Below are 19095 nucleotides of genomic sequence, written 5' to 3' on the forward strand. Positions count from 1 at the left end.
CTTAATTACTATTTCATATCAAAGGGGATACCTCATCATGCGTGACTTCCAATTACTTGGCATGCTTACTTTATCAACGATTTTGTTGGGCGCTTGCTCAACAACACCGACTGTTTCCAGCTCGCAATTGCGGCAGAAATTAACGGATAGCCGTGTTGTGGTTTCTTCTGTCGCAGGTAGTGTATTGGGTAGCGGAGGAAATGCGGGGAATATGCAGCAGTTGCAGAATAATATGCAAATTTCTCAGCAATTCAGCCAACAGTTATATCAATCCTTACCACAAACCTACAAAGTAGGTTCTGGCCATGGTGCTGATTTGGCATTGGCAAAGAAAGTGTCTGATTATTTCAATCCTGAGAACGTATCATCCACAGAAAAAAGCCAGGAGATTCATATTTCAATCTCTGGATCATTATGGGAGCTAGGCTATATTTCCATGCTCACCAGTCAAGATTATGCGCTGAACTATGGCATGCACTTCCTCATCAAAGAAAAACAGGGTGACAAGTTCAAGGTACTGGCTGTCATGCATTGCGCAGGTTCTGCCAAGGAGAAGATGGAGCTTGATGCTTGGAAAGCCAATGCTTATGCGAAAGTGAATGAGGCTGCCACAACGATTGTGGATAAATGCTTTAACGACTTTATTGCATTTTCTGGGCTACCACTCTCCACGAAGATGGCAAGTGCCAACCTCAAATATTAAGCCAGTCTTCTTCACTCAGGTGGGCAATATTAGCCTACCGAAAAATGTAAATATAGGTCAACAATACCATGAAGAGGAATATCATTTTCCTTGTTTTATTCAGTTTGACTGCATGTAAAACTCCTGCCCCAACTTATCGATTTTCTGACACATCAACACCGCATGCTGAGGTGTCATTTTCATCAAACTTTACATTGCATACCCACTTCTCAGTCGATATCGAAGATGCAGAAAAAAATGTGTGCCGCGACTATAAAACAGTGGGGTATTTACTCTACGATGACTCCATTTTCTTGTATGACAAATCGAATAAGTCCATCAAGATTAATGTACCGGCGAACAAGGAAATATCCGTGCAGGGCCTGCATCGCTTCAACGATCCCGCTTATCATGCCAATTGTGGGCCTATCATCGCGTCATTTACCCCTGAGCCAGGTGCCAAATACCAGGTTTTGTTTGCCAATGTAGGGGTAATTCCCAAGCTTACATTTGGTAGCAGCGTTCCCCTATCGTGCAGGCTGGTCGTGAGTCGCATCGATACCCATGGGGAGGAGACTGTCATCCCAGTAAAAGCGCTTCCACCTTGTAACAAGAGCCGTTAGTCGCTAGACCTCCGTGTTTTCCAGCCATTCATCACCACTTGATCACCAGAAACTTCATCATGAAAAAACCGCTGAATTATTTCATCTTATCGACGTTAGCGATACTCACCGGCTGTGGAATCTTCCCCCACATCAATTGCAATAAAGTCCCGGATTTAAGAGTTGGCATGACCGAAACTGAGCTTGTTAAGTTGATGGGTGAACCTTACTTTCAGAGCCTTTCCATCAAGAGCGGAACAATCGAGGCAAAAATCCTGGGCTGGCAAAACAAGGAGTCGCCAGTGGAATCTAGCGATTTATTACGCGTCAATATTGATAGCCAAGGAAAAGTCATTGATTATTCAGGAAAATGTACCGGGCAACCTGTTCATCCGCACTGATCTAGCGCCCATGCATCAACGCATGGCATCCATCTGCACCAAATCTTGACGATTTCTCATGGTGGCGTGATCAACGCCGCCCTGCCGTTGATCACGCCATTTCAGCTGGTATCGATTGTGCTAGAGTCTTTTCATCCCCGATGAATTGAAGGCCTTCCCGTTATGGCGATTCGTGTCGCGTTGCATCACAAAACGAGTTACAAGTTCGATCGCCTGGTTAATCTCTCACCGCACGAGGTCAGGCTGAAGCCTGCGGCGCATGCGCGTACGCCGGTGTTGTCTTACTCGCTATCGGTGACGCCGGAGCATCACTTCATCAATTGGCAGCAAGACCCTTACGGCAATTACATTGCGCGCCATGTATTCCCCGAAAAGGTGCGCGAGTTAGCGTTTACGGTCGATCTTGTGGCGGATATGACGGTGATCAATCCGTTCGACTTTTTTGTCGAGAAGTTTGCCGAACAGTTTCCCTTTGCTTACACCGAGCAATTGCAATATGAACTCAGCCCTTACCTGAAGCCGGAGCCTGCATGCGCGCTGCTGCTTGAATGGATTGCTGCAGCCAAGCAGGCATTGCTGACCAAGGATATCCAGACTTCGCATTTCCTCGTGGCGTTGAATCAGCAGCTGCAAAGTGATATTGGCTACACCGTGCGCATGGAGCCTGGAGTACAGACACCAGAGCAAACATTGACCAAGCGGCTTGGCTCTTGCCGCGACAGTGCCTGGCTGCTGGTGCAGATATTGCGCCATCTCGGGCTGGCAGCGCGTTTTGTCTCGGGTTACCTGATCCAGCTCACGCCAGATATCAAGGCGCTGGATGGCCCAAGTGGCACAGACGTTGATTTCACCGACCTGCACGCCTGGGCGGAGGTTTATATCCCTGGTGCTGGCTGGATAGGCTTGGACCCAACCTCGGGCCTATTGGCAGGTGAGGGGCATATTCCGCTCGCCTGTACCGCCATGCCCTCCTCGGCTGCGCCGGTCACGGGCTTCACCGATGTGTGCGAGGTGGAGTTCGTGCATGAGATGAAGATCACACGTATTCATGAAGACCCTCGCGTGACCAAGCCCTATAGCGAGGAAGACTGGCAGAAGATAGACGCGCTGGGCCACCTGGTGGATGCCGACCTGGCACGGCATGACGTGCGCCTGACCCAGGGAGGGGAGCCGACGTTTGTTTCGGTGGATGACATGGAAGGTGCGGAATGGAATACGCAGGCACTGGGCGACAAGAAGCGCGAGCTGGCGGGCAAGCTCGCCACTCGACTCAAGGACAAGTTTGCCCAGGGTGGCCTGCTGCATTATGGGCAAGGCAAATGGTATCCCGGTGAGCCGTTGCCGCGCTGGGCGCTGAATATATTCTGGCGGCTGGACGGCAAGCCGATCTGGAAAGATGCCTCGCTGTTTTCTGACGAGCACTACCCCGAGCGCTATACGATAGCCGAGGCTACAGCTTTCAGCGCCACCCTGGTCAAGCAACTGGGCTTGCCAGCGACATGCATTATCCCGGCGTATGAAGATGTGATGCAGCAGGTAGTGCTGGAACAAAGCCTGCCGGACAATATCGACCCGCTCAAGGCCAGCCTCAAGGATAGCGCAGAGCGGCGCAAACTCGCCAAGCTGCTGGAAACAGGCCTAGGCGAGGCCGTGGGCTATGTCATTCCGCTCAAGCCCGAGCCAGTCAACAAATCTACCACACAATGGATCACCAGCTCATGGCCGTTGCGACGCGAGCATTTGTACCTGCTGGCGGGCGACTCGCCCATGGGCCTGCGCCTGCCGCTGGCTTCGCTGCCATGGGTGCTTCCCGAGGAATTGGAGGCGGAATTTCCCATCGACCCCTTTGATGAAACAGACAGCCTGGCCGATCAGCCAGCCTCGACCAGACAGGGAAAATCACGGCTGGAAAAACCCAAGGCGCGAGAGGTGATCCACACCGCGCTATGCGTGCAAGTCCGCAACGGCAGGCTGCATGTGTTCATGCCGCCCGTGACGCGGCTGGAGGATTATCTCGCGCTGGTCAGCGCAGTGGAGGCCAGCGCAGCCAAGCTCAAGCTGAAGTTGTGGCTGGAAGGTTATACGCCGCCCAGGGATGCGCGCATCAGCATGCTCAGCGTCACGCCTGATCCTGGCGTGATCGAAGTAAATATCCATCCAGCGAACTCATGGAAAGAGCTCAGCCACACTATTACCACGCTCTATGAAGAGGCACGCCAGACGCGGCTGGGCACGGAGAAATTCATGCTCGATGGGCGGCACACGGGCACTGGCGGCGGCAACCACGTCACGCTGGGCGGGGCAACACCGGCTGACAGCCCCATGCTGCGCCGCCCGGATGTGTTGAAAAGCCTGATTACCTATTGGCAAAACCACCCGGCACTCTCCTACCTGTTTGCCGGCACCTTCATCGGCCCCACCAGCCAGTCACCACGCGTGGATGAGGCGCGTGATGACAATCTCTATGAGCTCTCCATCGCCTTCCAGCAAATGGAAAAAGCGCTGCCGGACGCCAAGGAAAGTGACCGGCCCTGGCTGGTGGACCGCCTGCTGCGCAACCTGCTGGTGGATCTCACCGGCAATACGCACCGGGCAGAGTTCTCCATCGACAAGCTCTACTCGCCGGACGGCCCTACCGGCCGCCTGGGCATCGTCGAGTTCCGCGCCTTCGAGATGCCGCCGCATGCGCGCATGAGCTTGTTGCAGGCATTGCTGCTGCGTGCCCTGGTCGCACGCTTCTGGAAAACGCCTTATACCGGCAAGCTGGTGCATTGGGGCACCGAGCTGCACGACCGCTGGATGCTGCCGCATTTCATCGCGCAGGATATTGCCGATGTGGTGCAAGACCTGCGCCGTGCGGGCTATGCCTTTGAGCGGCACTGGTTCGACCCGTTCATCGAGTTCCGCTTCCCCCGCTATGGCACGGTAGCTTACGAAGGCGTGGAGTTGGAGCTGCGCCAGGCCATCGAGCCCTGGCACGTGCTGGGCGAGGAAATGAGTGGTGGCGGCACTGCGCGCTATGTGGATTCATCGGTGGAACGCATGCAGTTGCGCGTGCGCGGCCTCACTGAATCGCGCCACATCGTCACTTGCAATGGCCGCCCCTTGCCATTGCAGCCCACCGGGCAAGCCGGGGAATATGTCGCCGGTGTGCGCTTCCGCGCCTGGGATCCATGGTCTGCGCTGCACCCCACCATCAAGCCGCATGCGCCCTTGGTCTTCGACCTGGTGGATACCTGGGGTGGCCGCGCCATTGGCGGCTGCACCTATCATGTCTCTCACCCGGGCGGGCGCAATTACGCCACTTTCCCGGTGAATGCACTGGAAGCAGAAGCGCGCCGTTTTACCCGCTTCTGGGATCATGGCCACACTGCTGGCGAGATGAAAATCCCCGACGAGGCGCGCAACCCCAGCTTCCCGTTTACCCTAGACCTGCGATGGCAAGATGGTTAATATCGACCATACCCCCTCGCCATCAGACAACGCACCTCGCATGTTGCATCCACTCTTGCAGACATATCCATCGCAGCAGCACCAGCGCCATGACGAGTTGATGCTGCCCACTGGCCAGCCAAGGGAACACTGGCAGGCGCTGATCGAGACACTGGAGTCGCTATCGCCGGAACAGATGCGCCAGCGCGTAGATGCCATCGCCCATCAGGTGCGTGAAAATGGTGTGACCTATAACGTCTATGCCGACACCAAGGGCCTGCAACGCCCGTGGGGGCTGGATATCCTGCCCTTCATCCTGCCACAGGAAGAATGGCAGGCCATCGAAGCAGCAGTCATCCAGCGCGCCACGCTGATGAATGCCATCCTCAACGACATTTACGGCCCGCAGCAGCTCATGCGTGATGGCCTGCTGCCGCCAGCGCTGGTGCACGGGCATGCGGGCTTTCTGCGCCCCTGCCATGGCATTCGCCTGCCGGACGATTATGCCCTGCATCTCTATGCCGTCGACATGGCGCGCTCACCCGACGGGCAGTGGTGGGTGGTGGGCGACCGCACCCAGGCGCCATCCGGGGCCGGATATGCGCTGGAAAACCGCGTGATCATCTCCAGCGCGTTTCCTGAACTGTTCCGCGACCTCAACGTGCAACGGCTGGGCGGCTTCTTCTCCAGCATGCGCGACAGCCTGGCCTATTGGGGCCGCCAGGTAGCCGCCACCCAAAGCGCCAACTACCCGCAGCTCAGCCCGCTGGGCGAAGGTGAGCACCCGCTCATCGTGCTGCTGACACCAGGCCCGTACAACGAAACCTATCACGAGCAATCCTACCTGGCGGGCTACCTGGGTTTCCCCTTGGTGCAGGGCAGCGATCTCACGGTGCGCAACGGCATCGTCTGGATGAAAACGTTATCCGGCCTGCGGCCTGTCCATGCCATCCTCAGGCGTCTGGATGATGACTTCTGCGACCCGCTGGAGCTCAACCCAGATTCTTTGCTAGGCATCCCCGGCCTCACCGATGCTGCGCGGCGCGGCAATGTGCTGATTGCCAACAGCCTCGGCTCCAACCTGCTTCAGACCGGCGCCCTGCTTGGTTTCCTGCCCAACCTGTGCCAGCACCTGCTGGGGCAATCGCTGCTTATGCCTTCTGTCGCCACCTGGTGGTGCGGCGAACCCGCCGCGCTGGAAACCGTGATCGCCAATATGCACAAGTTGGTGATCAAGCCGGCTTTCCCGCAAATCCGCGAAGTACCTATTTTCGGCGAGGACCTTTCCCCGGAACAACGCATCGAATTGGAACAAAAACTGCGCAACAATCCGCAGAACTATGTCGCTCAGGAACAGGTGGAAATCTCGCAGGCCCCGGTCTGGAACGAGCAGCAGCCTGCCCTCAATGCGCTGGCGATTGGCCTACGCGTTTATGCCTGCGCCACGCCGCAAGGCTATGTCGTCATGCCAGGCGGGCTCACCCGCGTCGGTAGCACCCAGGATGAGCGCGTACTCAGCATGCAGCGCGGCGGCACCAGTAAAGACACCTGGATCATCTCGCCCGGCCACAACGATTACCGCAGCCTGTTGCGCAAGCCCACCTCCAGCCGCGACTTGATCCACAGTAATGTGCACCTCTCAAGCCGAATGGTGGAAAACCTGTTCTGGTTTGGCCGCTACAGCGTACGCAATCATCACTACACCCGGCTTCTGCGGACTGCGATCCACCGCCTGCTGGAGTTTTCCAGCGATCACCGCAGCGCAGAATGGCCTACCATCCAGGCCTTGTGCACATGGTATGGCCTCATGGCAATAGAAACTTCACCTGAATCAGAAGACGCGCGCGCGGCTGATCTGGATGATGAATCTATCGAGGCACTGCTGATCTCCGGCATTTTCTCGATTGAGCCGGGGCAACCCAGCCTGGCGAACCATATGCAGCAATTCTTTAACCTGGCATTCAACTTACGTGAGCGCTTGTCCAGCGATAACTGGCGCAGCATTAACCAGATGGTCAAGCGTTTCAGCAGTGTACCCCTGCAAAGCCCGACACTGGCCGATGCCATATTGCTGCTAGACGAAACCTCGACCTCACTGGTTACCCTGGCCGGGTTTTCGCTGGATGGCATGACGCGTGACCAGGGCTGGCGCTTTTTGTCGATCGGGCGTCGCATCGAGCGGCTGCAATTGCTCTGCACCCTGCTGCGCAATGCCTTGCTTATGCCCGCGGAAAGCAATCTGGAATGGATGCTGGAACTGTGTGATAGCATCGTCACCTATCGCTCACGCTATGCGGCACAAGCCGAATGGCTGCCAGCGCTGGATTTGCTGCTGCTGGATGAAAACAATCCCAACTCCATGGCTTTCCAGCTAAAGGGATTAATCAAATACCTGTCACAGATTTCCGCCAACTACGGCAGCGGTGGTGAAGCCCCCTTCATCGAGCAGTTATCAAGACTGCGCTCCCTTGATCCTGACACACAACTCGCCCCAGGCAATCCTGAGTTGATTGCGTGGTTGAATGACACCTTCAATACCAGTGTCAGTTTGTCAGATGCCCTGAGCCATCGCTTCTTCAGCTATTCCGGCACATGGCAGGAACATTTACAAAAAAACAATGCCCAGCAGGCTCCCCTGCACTTCTAGTCTATGCGCTTCCAGGTTTCCCACACCACCCACTATGACTATGACTTCAATGTCACGCTGTCACAGCAGTTCCTGCACCTGACACCGCGCAGCTTCACGTTTCAGCAATGCCAGTCACACCAATTGGTGATAGACCCATTGCCTGAGGAGCGCCAGCAAAACCTGGATTACTTCGGCAACATCACCGACTATTTCTCGATACAGACACCACACCAGACACTCACCGTCAGCTCGTATACCGAAGTGCAGCTACTCCCCAGGCTGACGCTGGACGTGATGCAGAATAGCCGGGCCTGGGAATCGGTGCGGGATGAATTGAAGCTGGAGTATGTAAAAAATGTAGAAGCGCATGCCTACCTTTTTCCCTCGCCCCATATTGCATGCAGCGATGCCTTGGCTGACTACGCCCGGCAAAGCTTCACGCCTGGTCAGCAACTTATTCCAGCTGCATTCAACCTGACCCAACGCATCTTCACCGAGTTTGAATTCGACCCCACCGCAACGGATGTCGGTACGCCTTTATCGCAAGTCTTAGCCAACAAGCGCGGCGTCTGCCAGGACTTTGCCCACTTCATGATAGGCTGCCTGCGGAGCATCGGCCTGGCCTGCCGTTATGTCAGTGGCTACATCCTGACCAAGCCGCCGGAAGGCCAGCCCAAACTCATCGGCTCGGATGCCTCCCACGCCTGGGTGTCTTTATATAGCCCAGTTTATGGCTGGGTAGATTTCGACCCGACCAACAACTGCCTGGTGCAGCATGAGCACATCACCGTGGCATGGGGCCGCGATTTCAGCGATGTGTCGCCGATACGTGGCGTAGTGCTGGGTGGCGGTGCTCACTCGCTGGATGTCAGCGTCACGGTGGAACCCAAGTCATAGAACTTCATCACGATTGCATGCACGCCAGAACCATCCGCACTGTGAACAATAAAAAAGCCAGCAATGCTGGCTTTTTATTGCATGGTTTTCATTAGATAACCTGCTTCTTTTTAGAGCAATACCTTTTCTATGCCGCCATTGTTGGCCTTCTGCACATAATCCTGCATCCAGTTTGCACCCAGCACATGCTTGGCCATTTCTACTACGATGTAATCAGCTTCAATGCCCGTATCTTCACCGTAACGTGCCAAGCCTTGCAGGCACGATGGACAAGAAGTGAGGATTTTCACGTCCTGTTCGGGCGCACCTGGGGTCAAGCCCAGTTTGGCCATGCCTTTTTCCAACTCTTCCTGCTTGCGCATCTTGACCTGGGTTGCAATATCGGGACGCGCGACAGCAAAAGTGCCGGATTCCCCGCAACAACGGTCATTCAACGCGACATCGTTCTCCCCAACCAACGCCTGCGTCACCTTCATCGGCGCATAAGTCTTCATCGGGCTGTGGCAAGGGTCATGGTACATATAGCGAGTACCAGTCACGCCCTCGATCTTGAAGTTCTTCTCCATCAGGTACTCGTGGATATCCAGCAACCTGGCACCGGGGAAGATGCGTTCAAACTCGTATTTCTGCAATTGATCCATACAAGTGCCGCAGGACACAATCACCGTCTTGATATCAAGATAATTTAATGTGTTCGCCACGCGGTGGAACTGCACACGGTTATCCGCCGTGATTTGCTGGCCTTTATCGTGATTGCCGCTAGAGGTTTGCGGATACCCGCAGCACAGGTAGCCGGGTGGCAAGACGGTGATAGCGCCAGCCTCATATAACATGGCCTGCGTCGCCAGGCCGACCGTCGAGAACAAACGCTCGGAACCACATCCCGGGAAGTAAAACACAGCGTCTGAATCTTCATTGGTTTTCTGCGGGTTACGGATCACCGGCACGATGGTGTCATCTTCAATCCCCAGCAAGGCACGCGATGTCTTGGTAGGCATCGCCTTGGGCATGGGTCGATTGAGGAAGTGGATCACCTGCGCCTTGATTTCTGGCTTGCCCAATGTGGGCGGCGGGCTCTTCTTGGTGCTATTCAGCAACCCCAACTTCTTGAATACCGCATGACCCAGGCGTTGCGCCTTGTAACCAAAGCCAACCATGGCAGTACGCATGGCGCGTATCGTGGCAGGGTCCTTGATATTAAGGAAAGTCATGGCTGCGGTGGTGCCAGGGTTAAAGTGCTTCTTACCCTGCTCACGCAGGAAATTGCGCATGGCAATCGACACATCGCCAAAATCGATATCCACCGGGCAAGGCTTTTCACAACGATGGCAGACAGTACAGTGATCGGCTACGTCATTGAACTCGTCAAAATGCTTGAGTGAAATACCGCGACGCGTCTGCTCCTCATAGAGGAAAGCCTCAATGAGGAGCGAGGTGCCGAGAATCTTGTTGCGCGGGCTATAAAGCAGGTTGGCACGTGGTACGTGTGTGGTACACACGGGCTTGCACTTGCCGCAACGTAGGCAATCACTAATGGAATCAGCAATGCCACCAATCGCGGATTGCTCCATGATAATGGACTCCTGCTCCAGCAGGCCAAAAGACGGTGTGTAGGCAGAGTGCAGGCCAGAGCCAGCCATCAGCTTGCCCTTGTTAAAGCGGCCTTCAGGGTCTACCTGCTGCTTGTAGGCAGCAAACTTGGAGACGGTTTTCTCGTCCAGAAACTCCATCTTGGTGATGCCTATGCCATGCTCGCCCGAGATCACGCCACCCAGGCCAGTCGCCAGTTTCATGATGCGCGCAACAGCTTCATGTGCCGTCTGCATCATTTCATAGTCATCAGAGTTAACCGGGATATTGGTGTGCACATTGCCATCGCCAGCATGCATGTGCAGGGCGACAAAGACGCGGCCTTTCAACACCTGCTTGTGGATTTCATCGCACTTTTCCAGGATGCGGCGATATTCACGCCCCGTAAAAATACGGTGCAGTTCTTTCTTGACGTCCTGCTTCCAGGAGATGCGCACCTGGTGCTCCTGCACCGCACGGAAGATATTCTCCACGGCAAGATCGCTATATTCCGGCCCCAGCAGCGACAATGCACCATCGAGGTTTTCCAGCGTAATCTTCCAGTGCTGGCGTGTGGCAGCAAACAACTCCAGCGCCATCTGGCGCTTGGTCACCAGCATCTCCGGATCAGCCTGGGTTTCATCATCTTCATACAATGGCAGCTCGCCCTGCATGAAGCTTTCCAGGCTATCCAGCAGCTTCAGCTTATTGCGGATGGAAAGCTCGATATTGATACGCTCGATACCATCGGAATAATCGCCAAGGCGTGGCAATGGGATCACCACATCTTCGTTGATCTTGAAGGCATTGGTATGTTTGGCGATCGCGGCAGTCCGCGCCCGATCCAGCCAGAATTTCTTGCGCGCCTCACTGGAAACGGCAATAAAACCCTCACCACCACGCGCATTGGCCAAACGCACCACTTGTGAAGCTGCCTCGCCCACCCCGGTTTCATCATCGCTGGCAATATCAGCGATCAAGACCATCTTGGGACGTTCGCTACGATTAGCCTTGGTGGCATAACCCACGGCACGCAGGTAACGCTCGTCCAGATGCTCCAAACCCGCCAAGATGGTGTTGGGATGAGCATCCAGGTAATCCTTGACCTCGACAATCGAGGGCACAGCCAAGGCCACGTGACCAAAAAACTCCAGGCACACAGTACGCACATGCTTGGGCATGCGATGCAGAATGAAGGTCGCAGAAGTAATCAGGCCATCACAACCTTCCTTCTGAATGCCTGGCAAGCCGGAAAGAAATTTATCTGTCACGTCCTTGCCCAAGCCTACGGTACGGAAGCTCGGGCCAGGAATCTCCAGCAGCCGCGGCTCACCAATCAGGGTTTTGCCATCTTCTTCATAGCGCGTGATACGGAAGCGTGCCATGTCGATATCGTGGATCTTGCCCTGGTTATGTTCCAGGCGCTCGACAAACAACCACTCGGCATCAGGCGTCACCATGCGCCATGAGGCCAGGTTATCCAGCGCGGTTCCCCACAGCACGGCCTTCTTGCCGCCTGCGTTCATGGCCACATTACCACCGATGCAAGAAGCATCTGCGGAGGTTGGGTCTACGGCGAATTCCAGACCTGCATTCGTTGCGGCCTCCATCACGCGGCGGGTAACCACGCCTGCGCCACAATGAATCACTGGCACTTTCTCACTAACGCCGGGCAAGTCAACGTAATTAACCGCTGAATAATGATCCAGCTTCTCGGTATTGATCACCGCAGATAGCTTGGTCAACGGCACGGCACCGCCGGTATAGCCGGTACCACCTCCACGCGGGATAATGGTCAGGCCCAGCTCAATACATACACGCACCAAGGCGGCGATTTCGTCTTCGGTATCAGGATTAATGACGACGAATGGATATTCAACACGCCAGTCCGTCGCATCCGTGACGTGAGACACGCGTGACAATCCGTCAAAACGGATATTGTCCTTGCGGGTATAACGAGAAAGCTTGGCCAGCGCCTGCTTGCGCAGGGTTTCAGTCTGACGGAAATCCTGCTCGAACTCATTCACCGCCTTACGGGCAGCAACCACCAGCTTGAGCACCTTTTGATTGCCAGCGCTACGCTCGTCAATCGCCTTGATGCGATGGTTAAGCGCATCAATCAATGCATTGCGACGCTTCTTGTTCTGGAGCAAATCATCCTGCAAATAGGGGTTTCTTGACACCACCCACAAGTCGCCTAGCACTTCAAACAGCATGCGTGCAGAGCGGCCAGTCTTGCGCTCCTCCCTTAGCTCATTGAGCACATCCCAGATTTCCTCGCCGAGGAACCTGATGACAATTTCACGATCGGAGAACGAAGTGTAGTTATACGGGATTTCGCGTAAGCGGGCAGTCATGCTTGTAGGTGCGGAGTAAAAGGCTAATTGTATCATGCCCATACTTTGAAAACTGAGCGCAAATGCAGTGCTGGTGCGGCTTTCAAGAGAATGAGAATTGTTAACAAAATTAAAAAAGCATACGCACCCCAGATGACAAAGGGCACAAAAAGCACCACAATGACATCATAGATTCACACGATGCTGGATTGACTACTCTCCCATGCCACAAAAACTGCGCAAAATCCTGATCCCACTGGTTATTATCGGTTTGCTCGCTTTTCTCGGGTTTTCCCTCACGCAAAAGCCACAAGCCCCTGCGATCAACTTCGTTACCTTGGAAGGCAAGACCATCCCCTTGTCATCACTGCATGGCAAGATGGTCCTGGTCAACTTCTGGGCCACAGATTGCCCAGGTTGCATTGCCGAAATGCCCGGCTTGATACAAACCTACAATGAATACAAAAACAAAGGCTTTGAGGTCGTCGCGGTTGCCATGTCCTATGATGGCATTCAGCAGGTGATCAACTACTCCAAAAACAATGCCCTGCCCTTCCCCGTCAGCCATGACAGCAGCGGCGATGCAGCACAACAATTCAACGATGTCCGAGTCACCCCCACATCATTCATTATTGATAAGCAAGGCAGGATTATCCAGAAGCTGATCGGCGAGCTGGACTTTGGCTCCCTGCGCAAACTGCTGGATCAACAACTAGGAACGGCAAGCTGATATGTTGTGGATCAAGGCATGGCACATCATCTTCATGGTGACTTGGTTTGCGGGGCTGTTCTATCTGCCTCGCCTGTTCGTCTACCACGCGCAGACAGAAGACAAAGTTGGCAGTGATCGCTTCAAGATCATGGAGCGTAAGCTGTTCTTTGGCATCATGACTCCAGGCGCAGTACTGACCATCTTATTTGGCCTCTGGTTATGGCACGGCTACGGCTTCTCTGGCGGCTGGCTCCATGCCAAGCTCACGCTGGTTGCTTTGCTGATCGCCTACCATCTCTATTGCGGTAAGTTGCTGTTTGATTTCAAGCATGACCGCAACCGCCACGGCCATGTGTTCTACCGCTGGTTGAATGAGTTACCCGTATTGGCCTTGATCGCGGTCATCATATTGGTGGTCGTCAAACCTTTCTAGCCAGGATATGCCCATGTTCAATCAAAATCCCTCATGGTTGATGCAATCCCTTAAGGCAAGTAAAGATGCGCCGCAGTTGCGTTTACTAAAGGTTTTCGACCTATCGCTAACTCCTGCTCATTCTTTGCGAGAGTTGCAACAAGAACTCATACAACAAAAAAGCAGTCTGACGCGCTATTTAAGCAAACAAGCCAAGGCCAGTGGCGCTCAGCTACCCGATGTGCTCGCCCAGCAAATCATCATCATGCTGGAAAACGCCTTGCAGGCAGAACTACAGCACCCAGCCAGCCAGGCACTACGCCATGCGCGTATCGCCACAGATGCCCTGATTCATGCGCAATGCGATGGCAGTTGGCGCAAGTTGCGCGACTTCAGCATGAGCGCCAGCTTCGTCAGCCTGATCGCCATCAGCCTGTTCATGTCGTGGTATATCTTGCGGGATACAGCACCACTCCATAAATCCCCATCTAGCCATCAACTCTGGAACTTGGTTGCGCATGAACCGGCCATCAGCCACCAGCAGGTGACCGAGTTTTACAATACGGTGAAAAGCATGCGCCAAGGCACCTGCCACTTCCCGCAAGCATTAATGCTCAGTGAATCAGAACGCGGCGTGTTCCTCAACGTGATCGTGGCAGGCAATCTTTCTGCTCAAGCTGAGGAATTGGCCTTGGCAACACAACTACTTAAAAAAGTAAGCTGTGAGTACAAACCGCTCACCATGCTCTCGGAGCCAGAACAAGCCTTTATCAAGGCACAATTAACCGTACCTGCCGTCACCAGCAAGAAACCGATCCAGCGCTCCTGATCACTTCAGGCAATAAAAAAGCCGGTCACCCGGCTTTTTTATATTCCAGCAGAACAACTCAATGCAAGCTGGACTTCAACTGACCCAGGCCAGACTGAAACACGCCAGTGATTGTATCCACAGCGGCTTTGTCATCGCCAGGTGCCTTGCGCTTAAATTGGCTCGTCCACAAGACTCGACTGCCACTGCCTTCTGGCTTCACTGAAAGTGTCGCACTGTACTCACTCACAGGTAACACGCTCTCCGTGATTTTGTACGACAAGGTCATCTTCTTGGCATCACGCGCCGTCAGCGTTTCATGAATCTTGCCCCCATCCTTCAGCGTCAGCACACGCTGAGCTCCCGGTTTATCTTCAGCTCCACTCACGATTTCCGTCGAGGCCAATGCAGGGTGCCAGCTCATATCACCAAAATGTCCTATCTTGGCCCATACCACCTCGACTGGCGCATCCAGCAGAATAGACTCTTTAACGGACAAAGATTTATCTGCCGCAAAGGCAGCAGGAGCCACCACCATTAACCCACCCAACATCCAAGATAAAAGTTCGCGCATACATACCTTCCTGTAAATAGTTGACTCGTTTATTCCTACAGATGCAGCGCCTGCCAATTTACACTTTTTTATACTTTTGTAACAGTTTGTTTACACTTAAACCAAGCAGGATCGAGAAGCAGGACTTATACTCGGACATCAAATAAATTGTGCGGATCATGCGTTGGTTATCCACCTCTTCCGGCACAAACATGTATATACTGATTAGTATATAAACATTGTGTAATCTCAGGCATCCAAAAAGGATCACAACATGTCCGTGCTACGGGAAAAAATACTCCATGTCGCGTCTGACCTTTTCCAGACGCGCGGTATCAACTCCACGGGGGTCGATACCATTGTGGCAGTCGCCGGCACCACCAAGATGACCCTATACAAGTATTTCCGTAGCAAGGAAGACCTGATCCTGGAAGTACTGCAAAAAGGCCATTCTGACTTCACTGACTGGCTCAACCAGAACCTAAGCAAGAACACAAAAAAACCTTCCGAGCGCTTGCAAAAGCTATTCGATTTTATTGAAGAATGGGTCACAGCTCCCGATTTTCGCGGCATGGCTTTCCTCAAGGCTTCGGCGGAATTCCCCAATGAGGAAAACCCCGTACATCGTCTGTCAGCAGAGCAATCACGCCAATTTCGCCAGTTCCTGGTGGAGCTTGCTGCCGATGCAGGCGCACGCGATCCGGATAGCCTAGCGTTGCAACTTTCCATCCTGATTGAGGGTGCCATACAGGCAGAGCAGATCAAGCGTGGCTCAGGCGCTGTGAAATACGCAAAGAAAGCAGCCAAAATCCTGATTGAAAATTCATTAGAGAAACAGGCAGCTTAACGATACCTAATCTTAGACAGACCACATCAAGCCCGCACCCCTGCGGGCTTTTTCATGCTTGCAGTTGGCAGGCAGGCCTTGGATAATGCCAATTTACATACGATAGCAATAGGTTAGACATGCGGATATTGATTTGTGGCTCCATGGCATTTGACACCATCATGGTTTTTGGCGACCAGTTCAGGAACCATATCCTGCCAGACAAAATCCACATGCTGAATATCTGCTTCTTCGTGCCGGAAATGCGTCGTGAATTTGGCGGAACTGCAGGCAACATTGCTTACAACCTCAAACTCCTGCAAGGTGAGCCTGTGATCATGGCAACAGTAGGTGACGATTTCGCTGGCTATACCAACTGGCTGCAACAGCACGAACTCGACACCACGCATATCAAAACTATCCCTGGCACTTTCACGGCACAGGCCTTTATCACCACCGATCAGGACGATAACCAGATCACCGCGTTCCACCAAGGTGCCATGAGCGAATGTCACCAAAACAGCGTGCACGATGCACAGGATATTGGCCTGGCGATCATTGCACCTGATGGGCGTGATGGCATGTTCCTGCACGCCAAGGAGTGCCACGATAAAGGCATCCCCTTCATGTTCGATCCTGGACAGGGTTTGCCCATGTTCAATGGTGAGGAGTTACTGCATTTCATTGAGCTTGCTACCTATGTCGCCGTTAATGACTATGAAGCGCAACTATTACAGGAAAAAACCGGTCTTACGCTCGAACAGGTAGCAGAAAAAGTCAAAGCACTGATCGTCACGGAAGGCGCTCAAGGCTCAACGATTTATGCCGATGGAAAACAATACAAGATTCCATGTGCAAGAGCCGAGCAAGTGATCGACCCAACAGGCTGTGGCGATGCTTACCGCGCTGGTTTGCTCTATGGCATTTCCCAGGGCTGGGATTGGGAGGTGAGTGGTCGTTTGGCATCGGTGATGGGGGCGATCAAGATTGCCAGCCGCGGGGCACAAAACCACAAGATCAGCCGAGAGGAAATACAGGATTTTTACAGGCAGGTGCTAGTGGACGAAACCCTGTCGCAATATGTTGAAGGACAAACTGCTTAAGGAGCAAAACATGCGTATGACGTCATTATTGTTAGCAGCAGGTATTCTACTCACCCTGAGTGGCTGCATGAGCTCGAACTCTGGAGATGTATATAGCCGAGATGAAGCACGTAAAACCCAGACTGTACGCCTGGGCGTGGTGGAAAGTGTACGTAATGTAAAACTGGAAGGCACAAAAACTCCGATCGGCGGTGGCGCCGGTGCAGTGGTCGGCGGTATTGCAGGCAGCTCAGTCGGTGGCGGCAAGGGCCAAGCGATTGCTACTGTCTTGGGCGCACTGGTGGGTGGACTTGCAGGTGCTGCAGCCGAGGAAGGCATTACACGCAAGGATGGCCTCGAAATTACGGTCAAACTTGAAAGCGGCAGTTTGATTGCCGTGGTGCAAGAGGCCGATGTGCAATTCAACCCAGGTGATAAGGTTCGATTGGTAGAAAGCGGCGGTGTTACCCGCGTCACCCATTAAGTATCCATCACGACATCTCCACCATTGATTTCAACAATGCCGGGCATGCCCGGCATTGTCATAAAAGCTTCACCCTGTTTTAACCCTTCCGTCATTCAGCACTTTTAGAGTGTGGGCTATCTTAATAGTCAGGATTAGCCCTATGCTTGACCGGCAGCCTTCCCTAGGCACGAAGAACGGTGCCAGCCAGTTATACGTCAGCCTCGCTCGTAATGCCTCTGAAATTGCTGAGGCCCAACGCCTTCGTTACAAGGTATTTGCAGAGGAAATGGGGGCCAATGTTGCTGGTACCGAAGGATTAGACCAGGATGGTTTTGATGCTTTTTGCGACCACTTGCTGGTACGTAATCACGAAACAGGTGAAGTAGTCGGCACCTACCGTATCCTGAGCCCCGCCATGGCCAATGAGGCTGGTGGTTATTATTCTGCCGGAGAGTTCGATCTCTCCCGCCTGCGCCACTTGGCTCCAAGCATGGTAGAAGTTGGCCGCGCTTGCGTGCACAAAGATTACCGCATGGGCGGCACCATCACCCTCCTCTGGGCTGGCCTCGCTAATTACATGAAGGTACATCGCTACGAGTACATGATCGGTTGCGGCAGCATCGGCATGGCAGATGGTGGTCACATGGCAGCTAGCTTGTACCACCAATTACAGCAAGATCACCTATCGCCAGTGGAGTATCGCGTTTTCCCGAATTGTCCGTTGCCACTGGAAGCACTGCGCAATGACTTGGAAGTCACCTGCCCACCGCTCATCAAGGGCTACTTGCGACTAGGCGCCTATATTTGCGGCGCACCAGCCTGGGATCCTGACTTCAACACAGCGGATATGCTGGTTATGCTACCATTGTCGCGACTCAACAAACGCTATGCAGCTCACTTTTTCAAATAAGCTGCCAACCAGTACCTGCTTGCCTGAAAAAAAGACGCCCCTGCCGACGCAGCTATTCCGCCTCACGCGCCTCGCGCTGCACACGCTTTACGGCATTGTCGTTGCGGCAACTATTCTGCCTGGCGTCAGCGGCATCAAACGCGAAAGCATCATACGTCGCTGGAGCCAGCAGTTCCTAGACATCCTCAATCTGAAGGTCATTGCCACGGGTCATATCCCCAACGCGGATGTGCATGGCACGATGTTTGTTGCCAACCACATTTCCTGGCTGGACATCCACGCACTCAACAGCATTCGCCCTGTACGCTTCATTGCTAAATCGGACATCCGCGCCTGGCCAGTCATCGGCTGGTTGGTAGCACAAGCCAACACCTTGTTTATTGACCGCGAAAAAAGACAAGATGCCAGCCGTATGGTGAATACCGTAGCAGAGAGCATCCGCGCCGGAGACTGCCTATGCTATTTCCCTGAAGGCACAACAACGGATGGCACTGAGCTGAGGCCATTCAAGGGCAGCCTCATGCAAGCTACTATTGATACCAATACCACCATCCGCCCATTCTCCGTGCGCTACCCCAATCCTGATGGCAGCATCAATACCGCCATGGCTTATCATGGAGAAACTACCCTTTGGCAATCATTACGCATGGTACTGGCACAAAAGCAGGCGGTGGTAGAATTGGATTTTGCTGTCCCGATTGAAAGTGCAGGACATGAAAGACGCGGGCTATGCCGCATGGCCAGGCAAGCGATTGCTGCTAGGTTAAATCTGGATTAG

Annotated in this window: 16 protein-coding genes; 14 read left to right on the forward strand and 2 right to left on the reverse strand. The window is 53.8% G+C overall.

The window, feature by feature from the left end; genetic code table 11:
* Positions 1–37 precede the first annotated feature (37 nt).
* From LG202_RS00245 to LG202_RS00270, 6 genes are all read left to right on the forward strand, one after another.
* The gene (locus tag LG202_RS00245) at positions 38–703 is read left to right on the forward strand and encodes a hypothetical protein (RefSeq protein ID WP_230346437.1); all 666 of its coding nucleotides are present in this window, start codon (positions 38–40) and stop codon (positions 701–703) included.
* Between the two features lie 68 nt (positions 704–771).
* Positions 772–1305, forward strand: a complete 534-nt coding sequence (locus LG202_RS00250) for a hypothetical protein (protein WP_230346438.1) — start codon at positions 772–774, stop codon at positions 1303–1305.
* 59 nt (positions 1306–1364) lie between these two features.
* The gene (locus tag LG202_RS00255) at positions 1365–1685 is read left to right on the forward strand and encodes a hypothetical protein (RefSeq protein ID WP_230346439.1); all 321 of its coding nucleotides are present in this window, start codon (positions 1365–1367) and stop codon (positions 1683–1685) included.
* 162 nt (positions 1686–1847) lie between these two features.
* Positions 1848–5138 (forward strand): transglutaminase family protein, encoded by a 3291-nt coding sequence (locus tag LG202_RS00260; protein ID WP_230346440.1) that lies wholly within the window; start codon positions 1848–1850, stop codon positions 5136–5138.
* Between the two features lie 40 nt (positions 5139–5178).
* A complete protein-coding gene (locus LG202_RS00265) occupies positions 5179–7764 on the forward strand; it encodes a circularly permuted type 2 ATP-grasp protein (RefSeq protein WP_230346441.1) in 2586 nt (861 codons plus the stop codon).
* Positions 7765–7767: 3 nt separating this feature from the next.
* The gene (locus LG202_RS00270; RefSeq protein WP_230346442.1) at positions 7768–8643 is read left to right on the forward strand and encodes a transglutaminase family protein; all 876 of its coding nucleotides are present in this window, start codon (positions 7768–7770) and stop codon (positions 8641–8643) included.
* A gap of 110 nt (positions 8644–8753) precedes the next feature.
* Here the strand turns inward: LG202_RS00270 and LG202_RS00275 are convergent, their stop codons facing one another.
* Positions 8754–12569, reverse strand: coding sequence for a DUF3683 domain-containing protein (locus LG202_RS00275; protein ID WP_230346617.1), 3816 nt, complete (start codon positions 12567–12569; stop codon positions 8754–8756).
* Positions 12570–12771: 202 nt separating this feature from the next.
* Here LG202_RS00275 and LG202_RS00280 point away from each other — a divergent pair, with 202 nt between their 5' ends.
* The 3 genes from LG202_RS00280 to LG202_RS00290 are packed head-to-tail and all read left to right on the forward strand — an operon-like array spanning position 12772 to position 14501.
* Entirely contained in the window at positions 12772–13278 is a 507-nt protein-coding gene (locus LG202_RS00280; RefSeq protein ID WP_230346443.1) for a peroxiredoxin family protein, read from the forward strand.
* Position 13279: 1 nt separating this feature from the next.
* Complete coding sequence (gene hemJ, locus LG202_RS00285; RefSeq protein ID WP_230346444.1) at positions 13280–13693, forward strand: protoporphyrinogen oxidase HemJ; 414 nt, start codon at positions 13280–13282, stop codon at positions 13691–13693.
* A 13-nt stretch (positions 13694–13706) separates the two neighbouring features.
* Positions 13707–14501, forward strand: coding sequence for a hypothetical protein (locus tag LG202_RS00290; protein WP_230346445.1), 795 nt, complete (start codon positions 13707–13709; stop codon positions 14499–14501).
* 58 nt (positions 14502–14559) lie between these two features.
* On the opposite strand, the gene LG202_RS00295 is transcribed toward LG202_RS00290, so the two are convergent.
* Positions 14560–15054 (reverse strand): SRPBCC family protein, encoded by a 495-nt coding sequence (locus LG202_RS00295; RefSeq protein WP_230346446.1) that lies wholly within the window; start codon positions 15052–15054, stop codon positions 14560–14562.
* 253 nt (positions 15055–15307) lie between these two features.
* Here LG202_RS00295 and LG202_RS00300 point away from each other — a divergent pair, with 253 nt between their 5' ends.
* The 5 genes from LG202_RS00300 to LG202_RS00320 all read left to right on the forward strand — a co-directional run bounded on the left by LG202_RS00300 (position 15308) and on the right by LG202_RS00320 (position 19095).
* Positions 15308–15880 (forward strand): TetR/AcrR family transcriptional regulator, encoded by a 573-nt coding sequence (locus LG202_RS00300; protein WP_230346447.1) that lies wholly within the window; start codon positions 15308–15310, stop codon positions 15878–15880.
* A gap of 119 nt (positions 15881–15999) precedes the next feature.
* Entirely contained in the window at positions 16000–16962 is a 963-nt protein-coding gene (locus LG202_RS00305) for a carbohydrate kinase family protein (protein ID WP_230346448.1), read from the forward strand.
* A 10-nt stretch (positions 16963–16972) separates the two neighbouring features.
* Complete coding sequence (locus LG202_RS00310) at positions 16973–17425, forward strand: outer membrane lipoprotein (RefSeq protein WP_230346449.1); 453 nt, start codon at positions 16973–16975, stop codon at positions 17423–17425.
* 142 nt (positions 17426–17567) lie between these two features.
* A complete protein-coding gene (locus LG202_RS00315) occupies positions 17568–18317 on the forward strand; it encodes a GNAT family N-acetyltransferase (protein WP_230346450.1) in 750 nt (249 codons plus the stop codon).
* A 19-nt stretch (positions 18318–18336) separates the two neighbouring features.
* A complete protein-coding gene (locus LG202_RS00320) occupies positions 18337–19095 on the forward strand; it encodes a lysophospholipid acyltransferase family protein (RefSeq protein ID WP_230346451.1) in 759 nt (252 codons plus the stop codon).

It is taken from the genome of Methylobacillus methanolivorans (genome assembly GCF_054588515.1).

What these genes read in the sequence shown, in the direction of transcription:
- LG202_RS00305 (WP_230346448.1), top strand. Translation starts at nt 16,000, where the DNA reads ATGCGGATATTGATTTGTGGCTCCATGGCATTTGACACCATCATGGTT.
- LG202_RS00310 (WP_230346449.1), top strand. Translation starts at nt 16,973, where the DNA reads ATGCGTATGACGTCATTATTGTTAGCAGCAGGTATTCTACTCACCCTG.
- LG202_RS00270 (WP_230346442.1), top strand. Translation starts at nt 7,768, where the DNA reads ATGCGCTTCCAGGTTTCCCACACCACCCACTATGACTATGACTTCAAT.
- LG202_RS00295 (WP_230346446.1), bottom strand. Translation starts at nt 15,054, where the DNA reads ATGCGCGAACTTTTATCTTGGATGTTGGGTGGGTTAATGGTGGTGGCT.
- LG202_RS00245 (WP_230346437.1), top strand. Translation starts at nt 38, where the DNA reads ATGCGTGACTTCCAATTACTTGGCATGCTTACTTTATCAACGATTTTG.
- LG202_RS00250 (WP_230346438.1), top strand. Translation starts at nt 772, where the DNA reads ATGAAGAGGAATATCATTTTCCTTGTTTTATTCAGTTTGACTGCATGT.
- LG202_RS00255 (WP_230346439.1), top strand. Translation starts at nt 1,365, where the DNA reads ATGAAAAAACCGCTGAATTATTTCATCTTATCGACGTTAGCGATACTC.
- LG202_RS00300 (WP_230346447.1), top strand. Translation starts at nt 15,308, where the DNA reads ATGTCCGTGCTACGGGAAAAAATACTCCATGTCGCGTCTGACCTTTTC.
- LG202_RS00315 (WP_230346450.1), top strand. Translation starts at nt 17,568, where the DNA reads ATGCTTGACCGGCAGCCTTCCCTAGGCACGAAGAACGGTGCCAGCCAG.
- LG202_RS00290 (WP_230346445.1), top strand. Translation starts at nt 13,707, where the DNA reads ATGTTCAATCAAAATCCCTCATGGTTGATGCAATCCCTTAAGGCAAGT.
- LG202_RS00280 (WP_230346443.1), top strand. Translation starts at nt 12,772, where the DNA reads ATGCCACAAAAACTGCGCAAAATCCTGATCCCACTGGTTATTATCGGT.
- LG202_RS00260 (WP_230346440.1), top strand. Translation starts at nt 1,848, where the DNA reads ATGGCGATTCGTGTCGCGTTGCATCACAAAACGAGTTACAAGTTCGAT.
- LG202_RS00275 (WP_230346617.1), bottom strand. Translation starts at nt 12,569, where the DNA reads ATGACTGCCCGCTTACGCGAAATCCCGTATAACTACACTTCGTTCTCC.
- LG202_RS00265 (WP_230346441.1), top strand. Translation starts at nt 5,179, where the DNA reads ATGTTGCATCCACTCTTGCAGACATATCCATCGCAGCAGCACCAGCGC.
- hemJ (WP_230346444.1), top strand. Translation starts at nt 13,280, where the DNA reads ATGTTGTGGATCAAGGCATGGCACATCATCTTCATGGTGACTTGGTTT.